Source organism: Chitinophaga sp. SYP-B3965 (assembly GCF_009647655.1).
In the GTDB taxonomy this organism is placed as follows: domain Bacteria; phylum Bacteroidota; class Bacteroidia; order Chitinophagales; family Chitinophagaceae; genus Chitinophaga.
Genome location: NZ_WJFD01000001.1, coordinates 1,693,363 through 1,706,047, shown reverse-complemented (window position 1 = coordinate 1,706,047; position 12,685 = coordinate 1,693,363). Strand labels below are relative to the sequence as shown.

11 protein-coding genes are annotated in these 12,685 nt (G+C 45.4%); 7 read left to right on the top strand and 4 right to left on the bottom strand.

Features of this window, described 5'->3' with window-relative positions; translation table 11 throughout:
• The first annotated feature begins 47 nt into the window (after positions 1 to 47).
• Positions 48 to 2,516: a family 78 glycoside hydrolase catalytic domain gene (locus GFS24_RS06650; protein WP_216647365.1), complete on the top strand. Its 2,469-nt coding sequence runs from the start codon at positions 48 to 50 to the stop codon at positions 2,514 to 2,516.
• A 7-nt stretch (positions 2,517 to 2,523) separates the two neighbouring features.
• Here GFS24_RS06650 and GFS24_RS06645 read toward each other — a convergent pair whose 3' ends face one another.
• The gene (locus GFS24_RS06645) at positions 2,524 to 3,381 is read right to left on the bottom strand and encodes an AraC family transcriptional regulator (RefSeq protein WP_173002990.1); all 858 of its coding nucleotides are present in this window, start codon (positions 3,379 to 3,381) and stop codon (positions 2,524 to 2,526) included.
• Positions 3,382 to 3,508: 127 nt separating this feature from the next.
• Between GFS24_RS06645 and GFS24_RS06640 the strand changes: the two genes are divergently transcribed.
• Positions 3,509 to 4,306: a phytanoyl-CoA dioxygenase family protein gene (locus GFS24_RS06640; protein ID WP_153658793.1), complete on the top strand. Its 798-nt coding sequence runs from the start codon at positions 3,509 to 3,511 to the stop codon at positions 4,304 to 4,306.
• Positions 4,307 to 4,348: 42 nt separating this feature from the next.
• Here the strand turns inward: GFS24_RS06640 and GFS24_RS06635 are convergent, their stop codons facing one another.
• Together GFS24_RS06635 and GFS24_RS06630 are read right to left on the bottom strand one after the other, a co-directional pair.
• Positions 4,349 to 6,010, bottom strand: coding sequence for a DUF4932 domain-containing protein (locus GFS24_RS06635; protein WP_153658792.1), 1,662 nt, complete (start codon positions 6,008 to 6,010; stop codon positions 4,349 to 4,351).
• 66 nt (positions 6,011 to 6,076) lie between these two features.
• Positions 6,077 to 6,922, bottom strand: coding sequence for a helix-turn-helix domain-containing protein (locus GFS24_RS06630; protein WP_153658791.1), 846 nt, complete (start codon positions 6,920 to 6,922; stop codon positions 6,077 to 6,079).
• 109 nt (positions 6,923 to 7,031) lie between these two features.
• Here GFS24_RS06630 and GFS24_RS06625 point away from each other — a divergent pair, with 109 nt between their 5' ends.
• From GFS24_RS06625 to GFS24_RS06605, 5 genes are all read left to right on the top strand, one after another.
• Positions 7,032 to 7,331 carry a DUF3817 domain-containing protein gene (locus GFS24_RS06625; protein WP_153658790.1) on the top strand — a complete coding sequence of 100 codons (300 nt, stop codon included), beginning with the start codon at positions 7,032 to 7,034 and terminating at the stop codon, positions 7,329 to 7,331.
• Positions 7,332 to 7,384: 53 nt separating this feature from the next.
• Positions 7,385 to 7,975, top strand: coding sequence for a hypothetical protein (locus GFS24_RS06620; RefSeq protein ID WP_153658789.1), 591 nt, complete (start codon positions 7,385 to 7,387; stop codon positions 7,973 to 7,975).
• A complete protein-coding gene (locus GFS24_RS06615) occupies positions 7,975 to 8,718 on the top strand; it encodes an LVIVD repeat-containing protein (protein WP_173002989.1) in 744 nt (247 codons plus the stop codon). The genes GFS24_RS06620 and GFS24_RS06615 overlap by 1 nt, the downstream gene beginning before the upstream one ends.
• Positions 8,719 to 8,863: 145 nt before the next feature.
• Entirely contained in the window at positions 8,864 to 9,949 is a 1,086-nt protein-coding gene (locus tag GFS24_RS06610) for a hypothetical protein (RefSeq protein ID WP_153658787.1), read from the top strand.
• A 20-nt stretch (positions 9,950 to 9,969) separates the two neighbouring features.
• Positions 9,970 to 11,502 carry a prenyltransferase/squalene oxidase repeat-containing protein gene (locus tag GFS24_RS06605; RefSeq protein WP_153658786.1) on the top strand — a complete coding sequence of 511 codons (1,533 nt, stop codon included), beginning with the start codon at positions 9,970 to 9,972 and terminating at the stop codon, positions 11,500 to 11,502.
• On the opposite strand, the gene GFS24_RS06600 is transcribed toward GFS24_RS06605, so the two are convergent.
• Complete coding sequence (locus tag GFS24_RS06600; protein WP_153658785.1) at positions 11,499 to 12,671, bottom strand: cytochrome P450; 1,173 nt, start codon at positions 12,669 to 12,671, stop codon at positions 11,499 to 11,501. The genes GFS24_RS06605 and GFS24_RS06600 overlap by 4 nt on opposite strands.
• Between the last annotated feature and the right edge of the window lie 14 nt (positions 12,672 to 12,685).

The following is a 12,685-nucleotide window of genomic DNA, read 5'->3' as shown; positions in this document are numbered from 1 at the left end:
AACTAGTGTCTGAGTATAAAGCAAAAAAGCAAACTGCTTACCGGATAATGGCAGCAAGTAGCATTTCCTTGCTGCAGCAAAACAAAGCGGATTACTGGGATAGTGATAAAGTAAATTCAGATAATTCTGATCAGGTTGTTTACCACGGCAAACCTTTAACATCGCGAAAGAAGCTGTATTGGAAAGTGATGGTATGGGACGAGGATAATTCTCCGTCTGCATGGAGCGGGGTGGCCTCCTGGTCAATGGGCTTATTACATCCTTCAGACTGGCAGGGCAAGTGGATCGGGGCTATGGAGGACCTATATCCTGATTCCGCAATAACCTACCCGGCTCCTTTTTTCCGTAAGGAGTTTACTGTTGATAAAAAGATAAAACAGGCAGTAGTGTACGTCAGCGGGCTAGGGTTTTACGAACTGTTCCTGAATGGGAAAAAGATTGGAGATCAGGTGTTGGCTCCTGCGGTCACCAATTATGATAAAAGGCCGCTTAAAAATTTGCTTTACCCTTATGATGATCAGAGTACACAGCGTGTGTTGTACAATACTTTTGATGTCACCCAAAATATCGCTCCAAAAGGCAATGCCATTGGTGTACAGCTTGGTAACGGATGGTATAATCAACGAGACAGAAGGGTAGAAGGGGATATGTGGTATGATGTTCCGAAGCTGATCTTCCAGCTTGAAATAACGTATGCAGACGGAAGCAGTAAAATAATCGGTTCTGATGATTCCTGGAAAACAGCAACCGGGCCGCTATTAAAGGATGGCATTTTTACAGGTGAAATATACGATGCACGATTGGAATTGGGAGAATGGAATAAGGTGGGTTATGCTGATGTTCGGTGGAAATCAGCTTTGTTGGTTAGGCCGCCTACGGGTAGTTTGCATCCCCAAACTGCACCATTTGATAAAATTACGCGTACACTTATACCGTCTTTTGATGGTAAATATTCTTATCATCTGGATGAAACGGTGTCAGGCTGGGCATCTATAAGCGTTAAGGGCAAAGCAGGGAGCCGCCTGAAGATCAGGTACGTTAGCGAGGAAGGGGACGACTACGGCCAGTTTGATAGCTATATTCTTAAAGGGGAAGGGCTGGAGCAGTGGGAGCCGAAATTTACCTGGCATGCATTCAGGCGGGTTGAAGTGATTGCTGACGATGTAGACCTGGATAAGAGTAGTTTAAAAATAAAGGTGGTACATACGGATGTGGCATCAAATGGGAGTTTTGAATGTTCTAATCCCTTCCTGAATAAGATAAATGAAGCGTATATCAAAACGCAGAATGCAAACTTTCATGGGAGTGTGAGCAGCGATTGTCCGCATAGAGAGAGACTTGGTTATACCGGGGATGGGCAGGTGATTGTGGAAAGTTCGATTTTCACCTATGATATGCGACAGCTTTACAATAAGTGGCTGGACGATATGAACGATGCAAGGAATAAGAAGACCGGGTTTGTTACGCACACAGCCCCTTTTGGAGGTGGCGGTGGCGGTCCGGCATGGGGATCGGCATACGTGATCATGCCCTGGGCGTATTTTTCTTATTATGGTGACAGTACAATATTGGCCAGGCATTATGCAGGGATGAAACAATGGGTAGAGTATCTGGAAACGAGAACAGACAAGGGTGGGCTGGTAACCAGGGAAGAACCAAACGGTTGGTGTTTGGGAGACTGGTGTACACCTGCCAGTATAAAGATCCCAGAACATTTCGTAAACACAGCATACTTCTATCATGTAACTAATATCATGAGTAAGGTAGCGCTGGTGCTGGGGAAAAATGAAGATCATGTAAAGTTTGCAAACCTTGCAAAAGGAATAAAAGTAAATTTTAATAAAGCTTATTATAACGCTTCCGAAAATCGTTATTGGGAAGGCAGGCAGGGTGCTAATGTCTTCGCTTTAGCATTTGGTTTAGTGCCTGAGGAAAATTATAACCTTGTTTTTAATGCGTTATTAGCCCAGTTGAAGGATCTTAATTACCATTTTGATACGGGTATTTTAGGTACACCACTGTTATTGAAGGTGCTTTCTCATAATGACAGGGATGACATTGCCTACCAGATCATGAATCAAAAGGATTTTCCAGGTTTTGGATATTTACTCGATGCTAAAAATAGCACCTTATGGGAAACATGGAAGGGGGGCGGTTCAAGGTGCCATCCTATGTTTGGAAGTGTGGTGGAATGGTTTTATTCCGGTATCGGGGGGATAAAAGTTGACCCGAAAAGTGCTGGTATGCAACATTTCATAGTTGAGCCAAAACCCATAGGAGATCTGAGTTTTTGCAAATCATCTTTTGGGAAAATACGTTCAGAATGGGAAAGGACCCCTGAAGGGAAACTCAGGATCTTAATTGAAGTACCAGAAAATGCCTCTGCAACATATGTATTACCACTTAACAAGCAGCGGATCAGGAATGAGGCTGGTAAGGAAATCTCAGGTGCCGAAGTAAATGGTAAATATCAGCTGGAGTTTCAATCCGGGGTGTATCGGTTTGATGTATTGTAAGCGTCTATCAAAAAACACCAAACTGCTGCCGGTAATGCAACGGACTTACCTGCATTTTGGCTTTGAACATTTTATAGAAATGAGAGATATCACCAAATCCGCTATCGAAACAAATGTCGGAAATGGTTTTGTCAGATTGAATAAGTTGCTGGGTTGCGTAATTGATCCGGTATTCAATCACCGTTTCCATAAATGTTTTGCGGGTGATGCGCTTGAAGTATTTACAAAATGCATTCGGTGTCATGTTTGCAATTGCGGCAGCTTTGTTCAATGAAACCTCCTTCCTGAAATTTTCTACGAGGTAAGCAAAGATAGGATTGATCCTGGCCTGATTGGCTGGCGAGAGTTCCGCGCTCAGCCGTTGCTGATCCAGTAATACATACTCCTTCGAAACAGCCAGTTGCTGTAATATTTCCAGTAACAGGATCAGTTGTTTAAAATTATTCTTCTCCTCCGTGAGTTCCTTTATTTGTTCCTGCACCAGCGCGGGTGTTCTTTTTATAAACTGTATGCCACAGCTGCTGCGCTGGAATAGCTTTTGAATATTGACCATTTCAGCTTTGGAGAAAAACCCTTCCCCTAAAAAATCCGCTGTGAACTGGATAACCACAGAACGTGCATTTTTCCCGGCTGGCTGCAATTTCCAGCAATGCGGTACATGAGGCCCTAATAATACCAGGTCCCCATCAGAAAATCCTGCCATATTGCTGCCTGCATACCGCTTGCCGCTCCCTTTTACGATCCACGTTAATTCATATTCCGGGTGAAAATGATAAGGAGCTGCGAACCCTGTTTTCCCGAATGTTCTCACAAGGAAAGAATGATTTCCTGCGGGTTGTAAAACTTCGTAGGAGGCTTTAAGCATTGCCTTTTTTATTATAAATCTAGCATTTTTACGATAAACGGATAAAATACCCCAATAAATAACCAATGGCGCCATTTTTTTCACGCGGGCGGATGCTTTACTTCGTAATACTAAAACTTACCCACGTATGGAATTAAATGATGCCAGAGAAATTTCCCCTGCACAGGCAGAAGCTTTCCGTAAAAACGGACATATTCTGATCCCCAATGTGCTGGATGCCGGTGAAGCAGCTGTTTACCGGGAGGTGATTGCTGATGCTGCCAGTAAGTACAATACCGAGAAACGAAAGATGGAGGAAAGGGACACTTACGGCAAAGCATTCCTGCAGATCATGAATTTATGGCGCGTAGATGAACGGGTGAGGAAATTTGTACTGGCCAAACGTTTTGCAAAGATGGCCGCGGACCTGATGGGTGTATCCAACGTACGGATCTATCACGATCAGGCTTTGTTCAAAGAACCCGGTGGTGGCCCCACACCCTGGCATCAGGATCAGTATTACTGGCCCATTGATACCCCTAATACCGTTACGATGTGGATGCCACTGGTAGATATTGATGTGGAAATGGGCATGCTCACCTTTGCTTCCGGGTCACACAAAAATGGCGTTGTGTTCGATTATGAAATATCTGATGAATCGGAGGGTGCATTCAATGAATATGTCAGTGAGCATCAATTCCCCATCACCCGCGCATCTACTATGAAGGCCGGCGATGCTACCTGGCATTATGGTTATACCATTCACAGCGCACCCGGCAATAACTCGCCGGACATGCGGGAAGTAATGACGGTTATTTATATCGCTGATGATGCAAAGATCACAACGCCCAAACATAAATGGCAGGAGAACGACCATGCTACATGGCTGCTGAATTTGCCCATAGGCGGGCCTGCTGCTTCAGAATTGAATCCGCTGGTATTATAAAAAGGATGGTCTGCGAAGAAAGCAGACCATCCTTTTTTATACTTAATCACAAACCCAGATCAATCCATTCCTTTTATACTCACCCATTTTATAAGTGACCAGATTCTTCATGATATGATAGTTCGATCCCCCGAAAGGAGCGCGGTTAAAATCTAACATGTCATCGGGATGCAGGGCTGTTATGATGGTCATCACCTTTTTGGTGTTGCCGGGGTTCACCCACCCGGACATCAGCATATAACCTTTACCATCGTATTTCTTTTCACCGATCACACCATTTTCGTTGAGCTGAACAGGCAACTGGGGCAATACTTTTTGCATGACGGAATTGCCGGCAGGCGTACCTACGATAAACAGGTTATACAGGCTCAGGTCATAGTTACCGGCTTCGGCATCGGTGATGGTTGTACCCTTTGTCAGACTGGGGATCAGTTTTATAAAGCTTTTTATAAATTCTTTCAATCGCCTGTCTGCGGCCGTATCGCTTTCATGAGAAGAAAGGATGATCAATACACTGTCTTTATTGAATACATCGGCGATCTGGGGCATTTTGTCAATATCGGGCTTCCGGATAGCCTCTGTGGCTGCCATCCATTTATCAATGTCCGCCTGGGTGATCTTTTGGAAGGATTCCACGATACGCGGCATGAAATCTTCGAGGGTAGGGTATTTTGCCCGGTTGCCTTCGTATTCTTTCAATGCATCGAGCAGAGGATTCAGGTAGATCCACCTGCGTCCTTTTTTTACGCGCACAACGTTTTGTTCGGTAAAGGCTTCGCCAAATTTCTGTGCTGCAAGCCGGCAGGCCACCGCTTCGGTTAAATGCTCTTTAACTACCGCCATCCACTCCGCATAAGATTGCTGGCGCATGGATTCTTTAATGGGCTCATGCAAATGCGAGAGGGCCTTCAACTGATCTTCAAAGGGCTTCTTTTCAACGGCCGGATTGGCAAAAGAATGCCCAAACTCATGCCAGACGAGATCATACAGCCTGGTCTGATCGAAAGTAGGTATGCGTATGTAACTCTTCTGGGGGGCGATGACGGCATACATCTCCCTGCCCTTACTGGTACGCAATCGGGGACCAAAATTGCCCCAGCCCAGGAAATTCAGAATGAGATTGAAATCAATGCGTTCATTTTGCTTAACGCCGTAATAATTGAGTACCCGTTCCTTTTCGTTAAAATCTTCCAGGTTGAACTGCAGGTTGCGCAGGCTTATATTGTAAAATGCTTCGTTGCTATTGAAAAAATGAATGTAGTCGGTTTCTTCAACAAACTGTTTGAGATAGCGGCGGAAGGAATCGATGGCCGTATTATTACGCAATTCATAAGTGACATCCTTCCTCCATTCAAAATTGTTATCGAGGTGCAGTAAAAACGTGATAGGCGCATCGATGTACTTAAAAATGTTTTTTCTTTTAAGATACTGCTCCGAAAAAACTAACAGGGGATGGTTTTTGTATCTGGCCATCTGTTTATCCACTTTGAGCTTATAATCTATATCCACATAGTTGGTTACCGGCATGCCTGAAGCCAGTACTACGGCCTGGTATAACTCGATACGCGGATCCACACTAAAGGCTATACCCCCGTAAACGAATTTGAATGCTTTAAACCGCTCGCGTGGGCCGGCATACGAAAATGCCTGTATGCAGCAGGAGGAGAAAAACGTGATGAGTATCAGCTTGTTGAAAAATTTCATAGCGACGGGCTTTTTTTAATGTCCGTGCCAAAAGTAACTGATTAGAGAAGGCTGGAATTGTAAAAATCATGCATTTTTACTGGCGGGGATAAGGATGAGTTCTTCCTGGACAACGGTAGTTATCTTGTGGATCAGGCCTGGGCTGTAATCGGAGAACAGTGAAAAATCCCTGATGAAATGTGATTGATCGTAATAACCCAAACCGTGCGCGAGGTCTGTGAGGCTTGGGTACATTTTCTGTTGAAGCGCCCGCAAGGCCTTTCTGAACCTTACAACCTTAAGGTATTCTTTGGGGGCCAGGCCAACATACTGTTTAAACTGCCGGTAAAGGGTTGACGCATCTTTGTTTTCGGCAGCCGCCATGGACACAACGCGGGAGTTAGGATTTTGATGATCAAGATGCAATAAAAAATGATCGATATGTTGTTGTCTGTTGTTATCATGAAGGGCGTTCAGGAGAAATTGATCCAATAGCTGTAGCCGGTCAGCCACCCGGTCGGTGGAATAGAGCCTCTCAGCGAGGTCGCGGCCTGCACGTCCAAACATAGCTTCCAATACGTCCGTTTCCTCCATGAGCTCCGCATAAGGAATGCGGGTAAACTTCCGGAGTCCGCCTGCCTGGAAGATGACGGATACCTGATCCATTTCTCCGTCAATGACTACATCGAATGGTTTTTTATGAAATCCCCACAGCCTGCTGTGCATATTGCCTCCTGCCTGTACAAAGCAGTTGTTTTGCGTGCGTGAGACCTGTTTCACCACGGTGTTTGCCTTATAAATGGATAAGCAAAGATTGGTAGCGGGAAAAGTTTGGTACTGGAAGTTTTCGGCAGCCTTTTGCGTGGTAAATATGTAGTATAACCCCAACGCCTGCAGTGCTTTTTCGGCCGGATACCTGATTAAAATGTTCATAATGTCAACTTAGGTACTTTAACCGCTTCCATATACATGCAAAAATACGAATATTCAAGTCCTGACGAGGATCATTTTCCATCCACCATTTGCGCCGTAATATTGCATCATGGAAAATAAGCCGCCGAAATCCATCAAAAGACTCAAGATCATAGCCCTGCTGGAAGGTATTTCCTTCCTGGTATTGCTTTTAATAGCCATGCCCCTCAAATACCTGGCAGGCGAACCCTGGTTAACCAAACAGGTGGGTATGGCGCATGGTGTGCTGTTCGTACTGTACGTGATCCTGGTGATAGAAGTGAAGCTGGCCCTGGACTGGTCCATCAAAAAGATGCTGATTGCATTGGGCGCTTCCATCATTCCCTTTGGCACGTTTTACATTAATGATAAATTTATCGCCCGCAAGTAACTTTCCGGGGAACCACCCCGTTTAGTATAAGGATCAACCCTAATATCATCCTTATGCTAAGAACTGTTACACTCTTCCTCATGGCAATTGCTTTCTGCGGTTGCGATTTTCGCCTTTTTGAACTCCGGAACAGGGATCTAAACCCTCCTGAACCTCCGCCACCCGGTATTGTAGACACGTATGTACCCATTTATGCTGCAGAAGGTTCCGATGAACTGAAAATAGCTACTCAGGCAATCCGGCCTACGCATAAGGCAGGTAAGATCTTCGTAATGGACAACAGGTTGTTCCAGGTGGAACAGGATTCCGGTATTCACATTATTGACTATTCAGACAAGGCCAACCCTGTAAAAGTGGCTTTTTTGAATGTACCTGGCTGTAAAGAGGTGGCCCTCAAAGGCAGTAACGTGTACACGAATAACTTTGAGGACATGATCATCCTGGACCTCAATACTTATCCGGATATCAAAGTGAAAAGCCGCATGCCTAATGTTTTTCCTGAATTAAAATATGCTCCGCTTCCGCAATTGATAATGACAGGAGGAACAACTATTCGTTATTACGAGTGCCCGGATTACTCCAAAGGAAGGATCGTGAGATGGGAAGTTCAAAAAGTTAATAACCCTAAATGCCGCTACTACTAATGAAAAAATTATACTACTTACTGTTTGTTCTGCTGATCATGATCTCCTGCACCAAAGACAACGCTAAAAGTTCGGACTCTTTTGCAGATGGAGGTAAAGGTGGCTCCCTGGCAAGGTTTGCCATCGCAGGTAATTATCTCTACGTGGTGAACCAAAATGCGCTGAAGGTATATGATATCACGGATGCCACCGCGCCTGTGGATAAAGGAGTGACCCAATTACCCTGGGGGATCGAAACCATTTTTGCCTATGATCAGAAATTATTTGTAGGCTCAACAAATGCCCTGTTTATTTTTGATATCACAGATCCCGCCAAACCTAAACCGGAAAGTCGCGTCCAACATTTCAGAAGCTGTGATCCCGTTGTTACGCAGGGCACTACTGCTTTTGTAACATTAAGAGGAGGGAACACCTGCGGCGGTACACTGAATGCGCTGATGGTATATGATGTAAAGGATGTAAAAAATCCGGTGATGAAAGCGCAGGTGGAACTTACAGGCCCATATGGCCTGGGTGTGCAGGATAGCGCGCTCTATGTTTGCGATGGCGCAAAAGGACTGGGCGTGTTTAATATCAAAGACCCCTATCTGCCCAAAGTTTTGGAATACATCAATGACGGCAGTATTTATTACGATGTGATCCCGTATAACGGCATACTGATCGCTTATGTAGAGGGTGGCGTGCGTTTCTTTGATATCAGCAAACCACAGAACCCGGTGGCGTTATCTGCTTTGATGAATTAATGAAGTACCTGTACACTGCCATAAGCTGGTAGTGTACAGGATATTTATGTAGAATAAATACTACTGAGGCGGGAGTTCTGCTGACCTGCTATAGATTTGATCCTGTAGCTTCAGATAAAGGAACTAAGAATAAAGCTTAACCCGTATGAACCCTCAGATCAGCCCTGTACAACTTCCCCCATTCTACCTGCCAATGCCATCTATGGTTCATCCATTCACAGCTATTGCACAGGAAAAGTCAGCGCATTTTATCACCCGCTTCCGGCTCTATCCTAACGAGGAGCAGCGTAACCGCCTGATTGCAGGTAATTGCGGAGGGGGCCTTGCCGGATGTTTCGCGCCTGTTGGCAAAGAAGAATTGCTGCAGGTGGCTGCCGATTTTTCCATGTGGGCATTTGCATTTGATGATGACTATTGTGATGAAGGTCCAACACGCAGGCAACCCATAGAACTCGCGGTGGCTACTGCCAGCATGATGCGCGCTGCGGAAGCACCTGAATTTATAATAGATGAAACAGCTAATTATCCATTGGCACTGCGTGATATTGTACTGCGTATGGGAGAGCATACGGGTAAGGAGCATGTAGAACGGTTTGTACAGGGGCTCAAAGGATGGTTCTACGTGGAGGTACTGAAGGCAGGTTATGCTGCAAGAAACATTATACCTAACCTTAGTGACTATACGTATATTCGTTTATACAGTGGTGGTACCATGGCATTTGTGACACTTCCCTATATTATTGAGGAGTTAGACATGCCGGCATGGTTGATGGAGGACAGACGCATACGCGCGCTCACAGAAATAGCTGCGCTGGTAGCAGATTGGGACACCGAAATCTACTCTTACCCCAAAGAATTGCATCGTACCAGTGATGGCTTTAACATTGTAGACGCCATTCAGCATGCGTATCATTATAATGTAGAACAGGCACTCATCACTTCCATGGCCTTCCGCGATCGCGCCTTTTGCCGCTTTCTGCGCCTGCGTGATATAGTGTTGGAAGACAAAACGCTGCAATCGCATATCCCACTTCTTGAACGCTATTTCACAGGCCTTTGCCAATACATCAGGGGAATTAACGATTGGTGTACGGGCACTCTCCGCTACACTTCCCTGGATGGTATGGGTGTAATGCCCGCCATACAGCAAAACGGGTACAGCAATACACCCAGCGATGTCAGTGAAGAACCATTACCCATTGGCTGTATTGCCTGGTGGTGGCATGTTTGAACCCACATAAAGTAAGCGAGATGAATACTGCACGATACGCTAAAGAAGCCCTGATAGAACAAAGTACCTATGATCTGAGAGAACATCTGAGTGATCACGTGAGTGATAGCGGAGGAATTCAGGAACGCTGCAACAGCAGGGCACTGGAATCTGCACTAATGCTCCGGTTATTGCAACAGGAGAACATGTATCCGCAGGTGCAAACTACGATCATTCGTTTTTTGCATGCACGCTACAATGCGCCTGACCTTAGTAAGATCGAACAACTGCTGATAGACGTTTCACTTGGAAAGCCGATAACCGGCGATGCTTCCATATCTGTTATGTTGGCAGACTTTAGGCATTTCACTTCCAGCCGTAAGCGGCTCATGTTTGAAACATATCTTGCGGTATTAGAAGCAGTTCCTTACAATACAACCATAGATCCCTCCTTATTGGAATATCACGGGTATGCTTCATGGGTAGGGCTCACGCTTTGTGCTATCAAGATACTGAATGCATACGGGCAGGGACGCGCTGAACTGGTTACTTCTGAAGATAAAGCATTCCTTATAGAACAACTCACAGGCAGTACTTTCAGAGAGGTCTGGGAATGCCATTTTTCCTGTCATCTGCTGGCCCTGCTGGCATTGCATAAATGGACCCCCGGGCATCCGGTGATCCGCAACGGGATCAACAACATGTTACGCCATAGTAACCCCGATGGCGGATTACCCTTCATTCCGGATATGACGGTATTCCTTACAACACTGGCAGGTACTGCGTTGGCTAAAACAGGTGCCCGGCCTGCTCTCTTACAGCAAATGGCGGATTATATCACGCTCTTGCAAACGCATAAAGGAGGCTGGCCTTATACAGAAGGAGTGCAACAAACAGATGTAGATGATACCTGTTGCGCAGTTGAATTTCTGCGTATTGTAGATGCGCAGCGGTATGCGGAACCAATAGCTGCTGCCACCAATTTCCTGATCAACATGGTCAATACTGACGGAGGGTTTCCTACATATCAGCATGGTCATCCTTCAGAAGTGACGATGACCGCTAATGCCATCATTGCGCTCGCTCCAGATGGGGAACGTTATGCAAAACTGCTGCAGGCGGCAATAACATTTTTGTACCAGCAGCAACAGTTGGATGGCTCCTTTGAGCGTAGCTGGAGTTTAAGTGAAACATATGCCATTGCACGGGTTACTTCTGCCTTAAAACAGGTACCTCCCAGGTATGTGGAACCAGTGCAAACCTACGTTGATCACCTGCTTGAAAAACTCCTGCACTACCTGGTAAATGCACAACATGCAGATGGTGGATGGGGGCATAAAGCAGGAGGCCCCAGTGATGTTATCAGTACTGCACATGCTATGACAGCAGTAGCCCAGCTGAATGGGCCTGTGGAGCTTCAGCAGGGATGGCATTATCTGCTGCAACATCAGGATGCAAACGGAGGATTCAGATCTATCCCTGACCAGGCTGCACCACGGCCTATCCCTTATGATTTTCCTGTATTGGCAGATATTTTTGTGCTGAACGCGTTTGGTATGTATCAGAGCAACTAAAGGGCTTCATGTGTGTGAAACCTAATGGGCAAAGATTTCAAACCATATACCAGCCCACTGGGTTTACGGGATAATGCTGCTCCTGGCTGTAAATGTATCTCTCTTAAATACTTAAAGATCACCTCAAAAAAGATCCTGGCTTCTAACTTTGCCATAGCAGCGCCCATGCAATAATGAATACCGTGGCCAAAACTTAAAATGCGGGAATTATCCCGGTTAATGTCAAAAGTATCCGGGTCTGAAAATACGGAAGGGTCCCGGTTGGCAGCTCCCAGGGAGAGATTGACCATATCGCCTTCCTTGATTTGGTGACCCTGGAATAAAATATCCCGTTTTGCCCGGCGTGGTATGGAAGCTGCAGGAGAACGATAACGCAGTACTTCATTGATCGCCTTTGGAATATCCTCGGGATAACGTATTAAATGTGCCTGCAGTTCCGGTATCTCCGTAAAAGTAAACATGGCATTTCCCAGCAAGTTTACGATTGTTTCACTGCCTCCGATCAGTACTATAAAATAGTAAGCAAGCAGGTCCGTCTCACTCAGTTTTTCGCCATCTACTTCTGCCTGCAACAGGCCCGTAATGAAATCAGATCCGGGTGCTTTCCTTCGTTCTTCCACCTGCTCCAGTAAAAAAGCCCGCATTTCCTGGTTGGCTTTGGAATGAGCTTCTATTCCGATAATAGCCGGGTCACCTACAAAGGTGTCTACCCACTTCACCACTTGCTCATGATATTCCGTAGAAATACCCAATAACTTCGCGATCACTATTGTTGGCATAATGGCAGCAAAATCAGTTATAAAATCCATTTTGCCATGCTGTAACCAGGGACGGAGCATTTCTTCACAAAGGTCATACATCCATTCTTTCGTATTGGAAATAGCAGAGGGGCTGAAGAAATGATTGCCAAATGTCCGTAATGTTTTGTGATGTGGAGGGTCTGATCCTGCAAGACCTATGCTGAACAAGTTTTCCGTTGATCTTGTCATATATTCATTGGAGAATGTTTCCGGGTCATTTGCAACAGCGCGCACATCTTCATGCCGGAATATATGCCATGCGCCTTTAGCGCCAAAGAAAAAAGTGAAATCAGGGTCGTAATATATCGGGTTTTCTTCTCTCATCTGGTGGTACCAGTTAGAGGGGTCTATTGATGTATTGTCAAGCATGTAATAAAGCTATA